This window comes from Pseudomonas arabinosi (genome assembly GCF_047758675.1).
GTDB lineage: Bacteria > Pseudomonadota > Gammaproteobacteria > Pseudomonadales > Pseudomonadaceae > Aquipseudomonas > Aquipseudomonas arabinosi.
Map to the genome: position 1 here is coordinate 6,668,325 of NZ_CP180480.1, position 13,541 is coordinate 6,681,865.

At 60.1% G+C, this 13,541-nt stretch carries 12 protein-coding genes; 2 read left to right on the plus strand and 10 right to left on the minus strand.

Going from position 1 to position 13,541, the window contains the following annotated elements; genetic code table 11:
• Positions 1–75: 75 nt before the first annotated feature.
• Positions 76–1,608, plus strand: coding sequence for an AhpA/YtjB family protein (locus ACMXYJ_RS30940; protein WP_415758175.1), 1,533 nt, complete (start codon positions 76–78; stop codon positions 1,606–1,608).
• Positions 1,609–1,857: 249 nt separating this feature from the next.
• Here ACMXYJ_RS30940 and ACMXYJ_RS30945 read toward each other — a convergent pair whose 3' ends face one another.
• The 9 genes from ACMXYJ_RS30945 to ACMXYJ_RS30985 all read right to left on the minus strand — a co-directional run bounded on the left by ACMXYJ_RS30945 (position 1,858) and on the right by ACMXYJ_RS30985 (position 11,260).
• The gene (locus ACMXYJ_RS30945) at positions 1,858–2,571 is read right to left on the minus strand and encodes a PqiC family protein (RefSeq protein WP_415758176.1); all 714 of its coding nucleotides are present in this window, start codon (positions 2,569–2,571) and stop codon (positions 1,858–1,860) included.
• Between the two features lie 176 nt (positions 2,572–2,747).
• Entirely contained in the window at positions 2,748–5,015 is a 2,268-nt protein-coding gene (gene parC / locus ACMXYJ_RS30950) for a DNA topoisomerase IV subunit A (protein WP_415758177.1), read from the minus strand.
• A gap of 7 nt (positions 5,016–5,022) precedes the next feature.
• A complete protein-coding gene (locus ACMXYJ_RS30955) occupies positions 5,023–5,547 on the minus strand; it encodes a retropepsin-like aspartic protease family protein (RefSeq protein ID WP_415758178.1) in 525 nt (174 codons plus the stop codon).
• Positions 5,544–6,533, minus strand: a complete 990-nt coding sequence (locus ACMXYJ_RS30960) for an esterase-like activity of phytase family protein (RefSeq protein WP_415758179.1) — start codon at positions 6,531–6,533, stop codon at positions 5,544–5,546. The genes ACMXYJ_RS30955 and ACMXYJ_RS30960 overlap by 4 nt, the downstream gene beginning before the upstream one ends.
• Positions 6,533–8,437 (minus strand): DNA topoisomerase IV subunit B, encoded by a 1,905-nt coding sequence (parE, locus tag ACMXYJ_RS30965; protein ID WP_046045699.1) that lies wholly within the window; start codon positions 8,435–8,437, stop codon positions 6,533–6,535. Before parE ends, ACMXYJ_RS30960 begins: the two co-directional genes overlap by 1 nt.
• Positions 8,438–8,491: 54 nt before the next feature.
• Positions 8,492–9,100, minus strand: a complete 609-nt coding sequence (locus tag ACMXYJ_RS30970) for a YqiA/YcfP family alpha/beta fold hydrolase (RefSeq protein ID WP_415758180.1) — start codon at positions 9,098–9,100, stop codon at positions 8,492–8,494.
• A gap of 185 nt (positions 9,101–9,285) precedes the next feature.
• On the minus strand, positions 9,286–10,101 hold the full coding sequence (gene cpdA, locus ACMXYJ_RS30975; protein WP_415758181.1) for a 3',5'-cyclic-AMP phosphodiesterase: 816 nt from the start codon (positions 10,099–10,101) through the stop codon (positions 9,286–9,288).
• Positions 10,102–10,199: 98 nt separating this feature from the next.
• The gene (locus ACMXYJ_RS30980; RefSeq protein ID WP_008153350.1) at positions 10,200–10,652 is read right to left on the minus strand and encodes a DUF1249 domain-containing protein; all 453 of its coding nucleotides are present in this window, start codon (positions 10,650–10,652) and stop codon (positions 10,200–10,202) included.
• Complete coding sequence (locus ACMXYJ_RS30985; protein WP_415758182.1) at positions 10,643–11,260, minus strand: NUDIX domain-containing protein; 618 nt, start codon at positions 11,258–11,260, stop codon at positions 10,643–10,645. The genes ACMXYJ_RS30980 and ACMXYJ_RS30985 overlap by 10 nt, the downstream gene beginning before the upstream one ends.
• Before the next feature lie 228 nt (positions 11,261–11,488).
• On the opposite strand from ACMXYJ_RS30985, the gene ACMXYJ_RS30990 reads away from it, so the two are divergent.
• Complete coding sequence (locus ACMXYJ_RS30990; RefSeq protein WP_415758183.1) at positions 11,489–12,235, plus strand: RsiV family protein; 747 nt, start codon at positions 11,489–11,491, stop codon at positions 12,233–12,235.
• Here the strand turns inward: ACMXYJ_RS30990 and cytX are convergent.
• A complete protein-coding gene (cytX, locus tag ACMXYJ_RS30995; RefSeq protein WP_415758184.1) occupies positions 12,204–13,496 on the minus strand; it encodes a putative hydroxymethylpyrimidine transporter CytX in 1,293 nt (430 codons plus the stop codon). The genes ACMXYJ_RS30990 and cytX overlap by 32 nt on opposite strands.
• Between the last annotated feature and the right edge of the window lie 45 nt (positions 13,497–13,541).

Here is a 13,541-nt window from a genome sequence, read left to right on the forward strand (position 1 = left end):
CCGTGAGCGCTTTGACGGTCTAGGGCCTGTCGCTATACTGCGCGTCAACTTCACGGACAAAAGAGCCGAGCTCAAGTGAACCGGCCCACGCCAGTAAAAACCGATAACTTCTTTCTGCTGATCTTCCGTGCACTGCGCCACCGCCGTGTACCGATTGCATTGCGCATCGCCAGCCATAACGTGATCCTGGTCGCTCTGGCCCTGGTGATCTACGCCTGCGTGATGGGTTTGCAGTTCAAGCAGGCCATGCACGAGCAGGCGGATGCCCTGGGCGAAAGCCTGACCACCCAGACTGCCACGTCCGCCACGGAGCTGTTGGTGTCCAACGACATCCTCAGCCTCAACGTGCTGCTCAACAACCTGACCAAAAACAAGCTGGTGGCTCACGCTGCCATCTACAGCGTGGATAACCGCATCCTCGCCGAAGCCGGTCAGCGCCCCAAGCATAGCCTGCTGGGCGAAGCCGAAGGCATGTACCAGAGCAAGATCACTTTCCAGGATGTGACCGCCGGGCAACTGCGCATCAGCCTGGACATGGATCAGTTCCAGCAGCCGATGACCATCAGCCTGCAAAGCATGGGCATTTTGAGCGCGATCCTGCTGGCGCTGTCCCTGGCCTTGAGCCTGCGACTGGGTCGGCACATCTCCACGCCGTTGCTGCAATTGCGGGTGTGGCTGCGCCATATCGACGAATACACCCCGGGCACCGAGCGTCAGGATGAGATCGGCGACCTGGCTCGCCAGCTGCACGCTGACTTCGCGCCAGAGCCCGCCGAGCCGGAACCCGCTCCCGAGCCTGAGTACGACGAAAGCGACTACGAAGACGCGGACGATAACGAGCCAAACTTCGAAGTGCGCAACTTGCGTGACCCGAGTTTCGATGAAACCAAACCCGTGGCCGGCCTCAAACCCGCGCCACGGCGCATTGTCAGCACCGTAGAAGACGATGATGACGACGATGCATTTGCCGACTTGCGTGATGAATCAGCTTCGACCGCGCCGAAACCGGTCGTAAAACCGAAGCTATCGAACGTGCCGCAGCACAGCGCGGTGCTGGCCGTGCAACTGGGCGCTCAGGATCAACTGCGTCGCCTGCCCCGCACACGTCTGGAAGAACTGCTCAAACGCTATCGCGACTGCCTCGATCAGGCCGCCTCGCTCTACCAGAGCGAGCTGCACACCCTGAACGATGGCAGCACGCTGATGCTGTTCCACACTGAAGACAGCGGCGACGACTACCTGACCAACGCCATTTGCTGTGGTGAGTTGTTGCGGGCTCTGGGCCATCAGTTGCAGATCGAAGTCGCCGACAGCGGCATCACCCTGCAATTGCAATTGGGCCTGACCCTGGGTGATGAGCTGTTCGGCCTGAGCCAGATAGATCTGCTGCTGACCGAAACCGCTCAGGATGCGCTGGCCCTGTCGCAACACAGCCGCAACCTGTTGCTGGTGGAGCGCAAGATCGGTGACGACGCGCTGATCCGCCAGCGCGCACGAATCCGACCGATCGCAAGCCCGGAAGGCGCTTGTTGCGTAGAGCGGCTGATGGAGCCTTATCCGTCGATGCTTGAACGGCAACTGGCGCGGATGCATGAGCGTCGGGCGTAAATAGCCCCGTTATGAAAAAGCCCGCAGACGAGTAATCGTCTGCGGGCTTTTTGTTGCCTGCGCTGGCCTCATCGCGAGCAGGCTCGCTCCCACAGGGATCTTCTGTGGACGCATCCTCTGTGAGCATCAGATATCCCCTGTGGGAGCGAGCCTGCTCGCGATGAGGCCCTCAGCAGCAAAGGAGATCCCCAACCCGCAGAAACAACAAAGCCCGCACATGGCGGGCTTTGTTCCTGGATCAATCCAGGCTTAGAACCTGAACACTTCCATATCGGTCCGGATCGGCGAAGCCATCGGGATCTTCGGTTGCTTCTCTTGCTCGGCTGCCGGTGCCGCAGGCTTTGCAGCAGGTTTACGTGGCGCTTCGGCAATCGGCGGCTGATTGGCCAGCGGCTTGAGCGCCGTCGACAGTTGCTCGGCCAGACGCTGCAACAACACACCCTGAGCCTGAACCTGAGCCGCCGTGCCACCGGCATGCTGTTCCTGCAGGTGAATGATGCGATTATCACGAACCTGACCACGACGGTCGATCAGACGCCATTGCGCATCAAGGATCGCCGGTTGCGCCTCACCTGAGTCCAGGCGAGTAATCGTCAGAAGAACCTGCACATCCGGCGTGAAGCCCACTGTCGCTGGCGCCAGCACCACGCGCTGGCTGTCCAGATGACCCGCTACCTGACGCAGCAGCAGCTGATCGATGTCGGATGACAGGCTACCCGCCCAACGACCATCAGTCGAAGCTTGCAGGCTGCCATCCGGCTGTCGCTGCAACAACGTTTCGCGTTGCAGGTAATCAGCTACAGTTACCGGACCCAGCAATACAGCCATGCCCGCGCTTTGCGCAGGCTGAGCCGGACTTCCGCTGTCCAGCTGATACAGCGACACCGGTTGGTGAGTGCTGCAACCCGCCAGGCCAAGTACGCCGGCGAGCATCAAAATAAAAGGAAGGCGCAGAGCAGTCATCGTCCCATCCAGGTGGTTGCCACAAGGCTAACCACAGTGAAAATACTCAATAAATATGAAGAACGCTCGGCCACGCCGGCGCTTGAAAGGCCATATCATCCGTGAATATGCGTTCCGACTCCAGCGCCAAAGCGTCGATCTACGCGTTAAATCGTAGATCGAGCGCTCTAGGACGCTTAATTGAGGTTTTCGACGAGCAGCGCATCTACCCTCTGAAAGCCACGTGGCAATTTGTTACCACGACGTCCACGCTCACCTTTGTAGTGTTCGAGGTCGTCTGCTTTTAGTGACAAGGTACGTTTTCCGGCCTGCAGTACCAATGTGGCGCCATCCGGCAATACGGCGATGTCCGTGACATATTCTTCGCGGCTGGCAACACGCTCGCCGGAAATCCCGATGATCTTGTTGCCTTTGCCCTTACCTAATTGTGGCAGATCGCTGATTTTGAAGATCAGCAGGCGACCTTCGGTGGTCACCGAGGCCAGCCAGTTCTGCTCACGATCAGCCACCGGACGCGGCAGAATCACCTTGGCGTTGTTCGGCAGGCTCAACAGCGCCTTGCCCGCCTTGTTCTTGGCTTGCAGGTCTTCACCTTTTACCACGAAACCGTAACCGGCGTCGGAGGCGATCACGTACAGCGAGTCGTCTTCCGGCATCAGCACGCATTCAAACGTCGCCCCTGGTGGCGGCGTCAGACGACCGGTCAGTGGTTCGCCCTGGCCTCGGGCCGATGGTAGCGTGTGCGCGGCCACCGAATAGCTGCGACCTGTGGAATCGATAAACACCGCAAACTGGTTGGAGCGCCCGGGCGCCAGAGCCTTGAAACCATCCCCGGCCTTGTAGGAAAGCCCGGTGGCGTCGATTTCGTGACCCTTGGCGGAACGAACCCAGCCTTTTTCCGACAGGACGACGGTCACTTTCTCATTCGGCAGCAGGTCGTGCTCGGTCAAGGCCTTGGCTTCTGCGCGCTCGACGATTGGCGAGCGACGGTCGTCGCCGTAGGTTTCGGCATCCTTGATCAGCTCGGTGCGGACCAGTTTTTTCAGCTTGGCTTCGCTGCCCAGCAGGGCTTGCAGCTTGGCTTGCTCCTTGAGCAGTTCATCCTGCTCGGCACGCAGCTTCATTTCTTCCAGTCGCGCCAACTGACGCAAACGGGTGTCGAGGATGTAGTCGGCCTGGATTTCGCTCAGGGCGAAACGCTCGATCAATGCAGCTTTCGGGTGCTCCTCGGTGCGGATGATGTGAATCACTTCATCCAGGTTGAGGTAAGCAATCAACAAACCGTCCAACAGGTGCAGGCGACGCTCGACCTTATCGAGGCGGAATTGCAGGCGACGACGCACAGTCTGGACCCGGAATTCCAGCCACTCGACCAACAGCGCGCGCAGGTTTTTCAGCTGCGGCTTGCCGTCGAGGCCGATGATGTTGATGTTGACCCGGTAGCTCGACTCCAGCTCGGTGCTGGCGAACAGGTGGGTCATCAATGCATCGTGATCAAAGTTTTTGCGTGCGCCCGGAATAATCACGATCCGGCACGGGTTTTCGTGGTCGGACTCGTCTCGCAGGTCAGCGATCTGTGGGGCTTTCGACGGCTTGGCCTGCATCATGGCCGCGATCTGTTCCAGCACCTTGGCGCCGGAGACCTGATGCGGCAGCGCGGTGACGATGATGTCGCCGTCTTCAATGTGGTACACGGCGCGCATGCGCACCGAGCCCTTGCCGGTTTCGTACATTTTCAGCAGGTCGGCACGCGGCGTGATGATTTCCGCTTCGGTCGGGTAATCCGGGCCCTGGATGTGTTCGCAGAGCTGCTCGACCGTGGCTTTCGGCTCATCGAGCAAACGCACGCACGCCGTAGCGACTTCGCGCAGGTTGTGCGGCGGTACGTCGGTGGCCATGCCCACGGCGATGCCGGTGGTGCCGTTGAGCAGGATATTCGGCAAACGTGCCGGCAACACCAGCGGCTCGTCGAGGGTGCCGTCGAAGTTCGGGCCCCAGTCCGCAGTGCCCTGGCCCAGTTCGCTGAGCAGCACTTCGGAATAGCGCGACAGCCGCGCTTCGGTGTAACGCATGGCGGCGAAGGACTTGGGATCATCCGGCGCACCCCAGTTACCCTGGCCGTCGACCAGCGTGTAGCGGTAACTGAACGGCTGGGCCATCAGGACCATCGCTTCGTAGCAAGCCGAGTCACCGTGCGGGTGAAACTTGCCGAGCACGTCACCGACGGTACGCGCCGATTTCTTGTGCTTGGAATCGGCGTCCAGCCCCAACTCGCTCATCGCGTAGATGATGCGTCGCTGTACCGGTTTCAGGCCGTCGCCGATATGCGGCAAGGCACGGTCCATGATCACGTACATGGAGTAGTTGAGGTAGGCATTTTCGGTGAAGTCAGCCAGTGACCGGCGTTCTACACCGTCCAGGCTGAGATCAAGGGAGTCGCTCATGCGGGCCTCATCGGTTCGTTGTCTGGCGCAGCAGCATGGTGCCACCGCGCTGGGTAAATTCAAGTTTGTTCAGTGCGCTCATACCGAGCAGCACTTGCTTGCCATCCAGGCCTGGCACGACGAGGGCGCGCACATCACGCAGCACAATGTCGCCCAGTTGCAGCCGATCGATGCGGGTTCGGTAACCCTGGGTGCGACCGTTGGCTGTGCTCAGGGTCACCCCAAAGCCTTTTTCCAGTTTTAGCTGTTCGGCCATTTCGGCCGGGATCGACACATCAGTCGCCCCGGTATCGAGCATGAAATCCACCGGCAGGCCGTTGATCTGACCGCTGGCAACGAAGTGACCCTGTGTGTTGCTGGCCAGTTTCACTTCGATAAAACCTTCGCCCTGCTCAGAGCTGACGACGGTGTTGGGGTTCTGCTGACGCGCTTCCCACTGGCCGAAAAACCGCGTCGCCAGAAATAGCGCCGCGCACCAGGCCAGTACCATAAATACCCGACCGGCGCGTTTTCCCGGCGTTTGCTGGCTCACGGCTTGGCACTCCAGCCACCTTCAGGCGCAGCAAAGCGCCAGACGATCGGACGTTCCTCGCCATCGGCGCGGGCATCGTTGTTGTTGTCGGTGCCAATCCACGCGCCCTCGGCGTCAATAATCAACGCTTCGGTCAGGCCGTAAGGATTTGAATAGCGGCGATGCGCCTGCAAGGCTTCATCGGCAAACGACCAGCAGCGCTCGACCTTGGCCGTCACCGGATCACGGCGGCAGATCTGGTAAGCGTTGCGCTCAAGGGTAAACAGCTTGCCGTTGAACAGCGACAGGTCGGCAAAGTCTCGGGACACGGCTTTGGCTTTGGGAAACTGCGCCGGCTGCATTTCTTTCCCGGCTTCGCTCAGCAACACACAGCCACCATCGCAATCCCAGACCGTTTGTTTGCGCTTGATCAGCAACAAGCCACGGCTTTGACGCTCGGCGGCGAGCCACAATTGATCACCCGCCGGATTGATCGCCACACCTTCAAACAACGCATTGAAATGCAGCAGCATGCCGCTGGCGCGCGCTTCGCGAATCAGAATCGGCGAGATCTTCAGCCAGGACGATGGCCCAACAGGTGGCACTTGCAGAATCGCGGCGTGGGACTCGCTGACGATGTAGCGATTACCGGCGCTGTCGCAGGTGATGCCTTCAAAATCCAGATCCCCGCCACGGACAAACGACGCTACCCAGGTCCGCGAACGCAAGCCCCAAGGCAAACCGCTGTCTGGCACCGGTGGTACGCCGATGCCCACGGTTTCGGCCTGCCATACCCTGTCGCGGGTATCGAGCCGGTAAATCTGATCGTCGTCGCGATCCGACACCGTCCACATATCCTTGCCGCACTGGGCCAGCCCGGACAGGTTGCCGCCGCGCATACCGTCAACGGGATGCTCGGACAACAGGCGCAGTTCCGGCACCGGTTCGGCAAACACCGAAACCGAGGTCAGAAGTAACGCACACGCCAGGGCAAAGCCAACCCGCATCAGCCAAGAACCTCGGCCAGGTTGCCTTTGGATTCCAGCCAGGATTTGCGGTCACCGGCACGTTTCTTCGCCAGCAGCATGTCCATCATTTCCGAAGTCGCTTCGAAATCGTCCAGCGTCAGCTGCACCAGACGCCGAGTGTTCGGGTCCATGGTGGTTTCGCGCAGCTGCGGCGGGTTCATTTCACCCAGACCTTTGAATCGTGTGACCTGCGGCTTGCCGCGTTTCTTCTCGGCCACCAGACGATCGAGGATGCCATCGCGTTCGGCTTCGTCCAGGGCGTAGTAAATCTCTTTGCCCAGGTCGATACGGTACAGCGGCGGCATCGCGACGTAGACGTGACCGGCATCCACCAACGGGCGGAAATGCTGGACGAACAACGCGCACAGCAAGGTGGCGATATGCAGACCGTCGGAGTCGGCGTCGGCGAGGATGCAGATCTTGCCGTAACGCAGCTGGGCGATGTCTGCCGAGCCTGGATCGACACCGATCGCCACGGCGATGTTGTGCACTTCCTGGCTGGCCAGTACTTCGCTGCCGTCGACTTCCCAGGTGTTCAGAATCTTGCCGCGCAACGGCAGGATCGCTTGAAACTCTTTATCCCGCGCCTGCTTGGCCGAACCGCCGGCGGAATCACCTTCCACCAGGAACAGCTCGGAACGCATCGGGTCCTGCCCGGCACAGTCAGCGAGTTTGCCCGGCAGTGCCGGCCCCGCTGTGATGCGCTTGCGCTCGACCTTCTTGCTGGCCTTCAGACGACGGCCGGCGTTGTTGATCGCCAGTTCCGCCAGCAGCATGCCGGTTTCCGGGTTGGCGTTGAGCCACAGGCTGAACGCGTCCTTGACCACACCGGAAACGAACGCGGCCGCTTCACGGGACGACAGGCGCTCTTTGGTCTGGCCGGAGAATTGCGGCTCTTGCATCTTCATCGACAGCACGAAAGCGATGCGCTCCCAGACGTCTTCCGGCGCCAGCTTCACGCCGCGAGGCAGCAGGCTGCGGAATTCGCAGAATTCGCGCATCGCATCGAGCAAGCCCTGACGCAAACCGTTGACGTGGGTACCGCCCTGCGCCGTCGGGATCAGGTTGACGTAGCTTTCCTGAACGCTGTCGCCACCTTCCGGCAACCACAGCAGCGCCCAATCGACCGCTTCTTTGTTACCGGCCAGGCTGCCGCAGAACGGCTCGTCCGGCAGGCGTTCGAATCCATTGACCGCGTCGACCAGGTAGGAGCGCAGGCCGTCTTCGTAATGCCATTCGACTTTCTCGCCGGTGGCCTTGTCTTCAAAACTGACCAGCAGCCCCGGGCACAGAACGGCTTTGGCCTTGAGTACGTGCTTGAGGCGGCTGATGGAGAATTTCGGCGAATCGAAGTATTTCGGGTCCGGCGCGAAGAACACGCTGGTACCCGTGTTGCGCTTGCCGACGGTACCAATGATTTCCAGCTCGGTTTTCTTGTAACCGTCGGCGAATGTCATCTGGTATTCGTTGCCGTCACGCTTTACGCGCACCCGGACTTCGTTCGACAAGGCGTTGACCACGGAAATACCCACCCCGTGCAGACCGCCGGAGAACTGGTAGTTCTTGTTGGAAAACTTGCCGCCCGCGTGGAGCTTGGTGAGGATCAGCTCGACGCCCGACACGCCTTCTTCGGCGTGGATATCCACCGGCATGCCGCGACCGTCATCGCTGACTTCCAGGGAGTGATCGGCGTGCAGGATGACCTGCACCGAGGTCGCATGCCCGGCCAAGGCTTCATCGACGCTGTTGTCGATGACTTCCTGGGCGAGGTGGTTCGGCCGACTGGTGTCGGTGTACATGCCGGGGCGTTTACGCACCGGGTCGAGGCCCGAGAGGACTTCGATGGCGTCTGCGTTATAAGAGCTAGCGCTGGGAGTGGCCATGGGGTCTCGTCGTCCGCCTGTAAAAAGAGTGTTCTGTGAAAAAGAGGCGACGACTCACAGTGCAGTGAAATCGATCGCCTGATACAAATCTGCGCCGATGCCGGCAAAACTCAGCATTGCCGGCAATTGCTCGGCAAAACCCTGGAAACTATGGTCGCCGCCGGCCTGGATGCGCAAGGCACAGGCCCGGTAGTACTGCTGGGCGAGGCGGTAGTCCAGCGTTTCATCGCCGGTCTGCAACCACACCTGATACCGCTGCGGGTCCTGGGGCGCCGGCACTTCCAGCTCGGCCAGAGCCGTCACGTGGTCGTGGGTCAATTCCCAGGCCTCATCGGTATACAGGTTTTTCTGCGTCCCCAGATACCCGTCGAACATCCGGTGCGGACTGACGGCAGGGTTGATCAGCAGGGCCTTGAGGCCATGGCGCTCGGCCAAGTGAGTCGCATAGTAGCCGCCGAGTGAGCTGCCGACCAGCAGTGGCCGCCCAAGCTCCTCAATCGCCTTGCTTAGCTGACCGATGGCCTCACGGGGATGGTGATGCAAGGCCGGGACGCGCAACTGATCGCTCAAGCCCAGACGTTCCATTACCTGTACCAACTGCGTGGCCTTTTTAGACGAAGGCGCGCTGTTGAAACCGTGGATATAAAGGATCGAACCAGACATTTGAGCTCCCTGTGCGTCGGGTAAAGAGGCGCAGTTTACAGGGAGATGGGGAGATCGGGGATATCCGTGGGAATCAGGTTGTCTTGGCGGACGCCATCGCGAGCAGGCTCGCTCCCACAGGTGTATGCATTCCAATGTGGGAGCGAGCCTGCTCGCGATGGCCGCGCCGCGGTCTTTCTGAGAGTTCAGTAACCGTTAGAGCCGTAATCAATCTGAAAGTCGAAACCGGTAACGCGCTCCACGCCAGTTTCGAGCTGGCCATCAGGCCTTAGCCGCAACCAGCGATACCCCGGCGCCTGGTCACTGACCTTGAAATCATCACTGCCCGGTTCGAACTGAATACACGTCGAAGGCGAGGCAATCAGCCGCACACCGTTGCGATCCTGGTCGATCTCCTGATGCACATGCCCCCATAAAACAGCGCGCACCTGCGGAAACCGATCCAGCACGGCAAACAAAGCGTCTGGATTGCGCAATCCAATGGGCTCCATCCACGCACACCCGATCGACACCGGATGATGATGGAAGCACACCAAATGATGCCGTTCTGGCGCCTCACTCAGCGAACGGGCCAGCAACTGTAGCTGCTCATCCTGCAAAAACCCCGGCACTGAACCCGGCACAGCCGAATCGAGCAACGTGACGCGCCAGTTACCGACATCCACCACCGGCTCCAGCAACGCACTCTGCACGGCGGCTTCGGCCATGATCTGCGGCTCATCGTGATTGCCGGGAATCCAGCGCGCCGGTGCATCGAGCGGCCGCGTCAGGTCGCGAAACAGCTGATAGGACTCCAGCGTCCCGTCCTGAGAAAGATCGCCACTGGCAATAATTAGGTCGATCTGCGGCTGCTGAAGCCGCACCAGCTCGATGACTTTTTGCAGGCTGTCCCGGGTATTCATGCCCAACAACGTTCCGTCCGTTTCGGCAAACAGATGGCTGTCGGAAAGTTGCACCAGCAACGCCGAATCGGCGGTGGTCAATGTGGATACGCTCGGCAAGGCGTTCTCCCAGGGCTGAATCACGGGATGGATGAGTGCCGCAATTATGCTGGGGGATGATCAAAAGGGGAAACCTGTGAAGCTGACACAGTTCACATCTATCGAACGACGGCGTACTCGTGTCCGCAGGCCAGGCAATGGCTCAGCCATTCGCCCAGAAACATATTCAGCTGGGCCTTTTCGTCCGGCTGATGCATTGAGGCATTCGGGTAAGGATAGATGCCGCGAAAGCGTCGCGCATGTTCGGCGCTGACGACTTCGGCCATGCACGCGTCGTGATAGACCTGAACTTCCAGTTGCGGCACCGGTAACCACGGCAGGCTGTGTTCCTGGCGCACTTGCAAGGTTGTGGTGTACGGGCAGACCTGCAGTACTTCGAGGGCCAGCACGCCGAGCATCTGGTCGCCGTGGGTCACGGCAATGCGCCGCGCCTCCGGCTCGTTGCGCATGTCCGGCAACAGTCGCATCAGGCGCGCGTAGTTGGCCTCGCAGGAGGCTTGCAGCCCCACAAGGTCAACCCGATAGCGATCGCGCAGTTTGTTTACGACCATAACCCCCTCACTTCAGCGCGGTTCAAAGCTAACCATTGCATGGCAATGATGCTGGCCGCGTTGGCAATTCGTCCGTCGCGTACGGCCTGCAGGGCATCTTCGAACGCCCAGACCGTGACGCGGATATCTTCTGCTTCTTCCTCCAGCCCATGCAGGCCGCCGACGCCGGTGCTGTCGCAACGCCCCAGGTACAAGTGCACGAATTCATTGCTGCCGCCCGGCGATGGAAAATATTTGGTCATCGGCCAGAGCGCCCCGAACACAAGCCCAGCTTCCTCCTGCGCTTCGCGGTGAGCAACTTCTTCCGGCACTTCATCCTTGTCGATCAGACCGGCGACCAGTTCGATCAGCCAAGGATTGTCAATCTTGCCCATGGCGCCGACGCGAAACTGCTCGATCAACACCACTTCATCGCGCTGCGGATCGTACGGCAAAACGCACACCGCATCGTGGCGAACAAACACTTCACGATTGATCTCGCGACTCATGCCACCGGCGAACAATTCGTGACGCAAGTGCACTCGATCGAGCTTGTAGAAGCCCTCGTAGCACTTTTCGCGCCGAACGATATCAACGGCGGTCGGAATGGCGTTGGCAAAATCAGTCATGACTATCCTCTTTACTGCAAATCCGTTATGAGGCTCCTTTTTGTTACTTGCAACCTCGACTTCGCGCCATCCTAACGCGCCCGCGACGTTTGATGCAGCCCCTTTACAGTCAGCGGGATAGACGGTGAGGGCGAAACCAACTCTAATTAGCTTAGTGGCGAACTGACTGCTTCGTTGATAGTCGAAGCGGATAACTTTTTGCCTTTCCCTGTTTTATGAAGGACGCCCATGTCGCTTTTTAAAATCGCCTCCGTGGCTGTAATCGCCCTGACCCTGGGCGCCTGCCAGAGTTTGTTCCAACCCAACTACCGGACGCCGCTGGAAACTACCCGCGATGCATCCGAACAACTGAAACCGGGTTGCACAACTCCTGACTGCCCGCTGGTGAACATCGATACGCTGCGCTTCCCCGCCGAACCTGCACTTGACGGCATCATCGAAAAACGCCTGCTGCAAATGACCCGCACCTCGCCCGACGCCCCGGTGGCGCCGACGCTGGCCGCGTATCGCGAGCAGTTTTTGAGCAGTGCCGGCCCGCGCTACAGCAGCTATCTGCAAGCCAAGGTACGTGAGCAGCATGACGGCTTGGTGATCGTCGAATTTTCCAGCTACCTGGACACCGGCGGCGCCCACGGCACACCAGGCCGCAGCTTCATCAACTATTCACGCCAGCAACACAAAGTGCTGACGCTGTCGGATATGTTGGTGCCGGGGCAGGAAGAGGCGTTCTGGAAAGCCGCACAAGTCGCGCACAACAGCTGGCTGATCAGCACCAAGCTCGATCAGGAACCGGAGTTCGTGAAGCAGTGGCCGTTCCAGAAAACCCAGAACGTGGCACTGACGTACGGCGGGGTGATCCTCAAGTACGAAGTGAGCACCATCGCGCCTTACGCGCTGGGTCACGTCGAACTGAAGATCCCTTACCCACGCCTGAACGGCATTATCAAGCCCGAGCTGTTTCCTGGCCGTAACTGAAGGCCCGACCCAGCACGAGTTGCAGCAGCCCTGCCAGAATCAGTGACGGCAGGGTTGCGCCGATGTCCGGATACAGATTAGCCAGCAAATGATAGGTGCTCACCCCGCCCAACCAGGCGAGCAACGCCGGCCAGCGCAATGCGGCTGACGCCACGCGAGCACCGCGTTTGCGCAGGATGAAGTGATCCACCAGCACCACGCCGAACAGCGGCGCAAACACCGAACCGATCAACAGCAAAAAGTTTTGATACTGGGCCAATGGCGCCAGGCACGCGATCAGTGTGCAGATCACGCCGATGGCCAAGGCCAGGTGCTCGACTTTCAAGCGCAACAGAATTCCGCTGGAAACGGCCGCCGAGTGAATGTCGGCGAAGGCGTTTTCCGACTCATCCAGCAGGATCAGCAGCAGCGGAATCCCCAAACCGGCACCGGCCAATGCCAACAGCAAGGCATTCACTTCACCGCTCGGCGCAAACGCCAGGGTGTAGGCCACGCCCAGGCTCATCAGCCAGAAGTTACCGATAAAGAAGCCCAGTGCCGTGCCGCCGAACACGTTTTTCGCACGCTTGCCGAAACGCGAGTAGTCGGCAATCAGTGGCAGCCAGGACAGCGGCATGGCGATGGCAATGTCGAAGCCCACGGCGAACGACATCGAACCGTCTCCGGCCTGCGCCCACAACGCCACCAGATCAGCCTTGGCGAACAGGTTCCAGGTCAGCCAGATGCACGCGGCCAGCAGCAACCAGATGCCCCACTTGCGCAGGATCTGACGGACGAATGTCAGCGGACCGCTAACGGCCAGCAAGGTCGCCAAACCACCAAAGAACACGGTCCAGAGCAGCGGATTCGACAGCAGACTGCCTTCGCTGAACGCCCGCGCGCCGAGCAGGCTGGCGGCGTCGCGCATGACGATGATTTCGAACGAGCCCCAACCGATCAGTTGCAGCAGGTTCAGCACGGCCGGCAAGCTCGCGCCTTTTGCACCGAGGCTGAGCTTGAGCGCGGTCATCGATGACAGGCCTGTGTCGCTGCCGATCACGCCGACGGCGGCCAGCAGCAAAACGCCGACCAAGGTGCCGAGGAAGATGGCCAGCAGCGAGCCGGACAGGCCCAGACCTGGCGCGAGCAGAGCGCCGGTCTGCAGGACCATCAGGCCGATGCCGAGGGAGAACCACAGGGAAAACAGATCGCGGCCGCCGAAGACACGTTTGTCTTTGGGCACCGCAATATCAGGGGAATAAGTGCTGGGTTGAATGCTCAAGGGTGTTATCTCAGAGGGACATTTGTTGTTGTGTAGATCTCAATC

Coding starts and splice junctions, on each gene's coding strand:
- ACMXYJ_RS30945 (WP_415758176.1), bottom strand. CDS start 2,571: ATGACTGCTCTGCGCCTTCCTTTTATTTTGATGCTCGCCGGCGTACTT.
- parC (WP_415758177.1), bottom strand. CDS start 5,015: ATGAGCGACTCCCTTGATCTCAGCCTGGACGGTGTAGAACGCCGGTCA.
- ACMXYJ_RS30960 (WP_415758179.1), bottom strand. CDS start 6,533: ATGCGGGTTGGCTTTGCCCTGGCGTGTGCGTTACTTCTGACCTCGGTT.
- parE (WP_046045699.1), bottom strand. CDS start 8,437: ATGGCCACTCCCAGCGCTAGCTCTTATAACGCAGACGCCATCGAAGTC.
- ACMXYJ_RS30970 (WP_415758180.1), bottom strand. CDS start 9,100: ATGTCTGGTTCGATCCTTTATATCCACGGTTTCAACAGCGCGCCTTCG.
- ACMXYJ_RS30980 (WP_008153350.1), bottom strand. CDS start 10,652: ATGGTCGTAAACAAACTGCGCGATCGCTATCGGGTTGACCTTGTGGGG.
- ACMXYJ_RS30985 (WP_415758182.1), bottom strand. CDS start 11,260: ATGACTGATTTTGCCAACGCCATTCCGACCGCCGTTGATATCGTTCGG.
- ACMXYJ_RS30990 (WP_415758183.1), top strand. CDS start 11,489: ATGTCGCTTTTTAAAATCGCCTCCGTGGCTGTAATCGCCCTGACCCTG.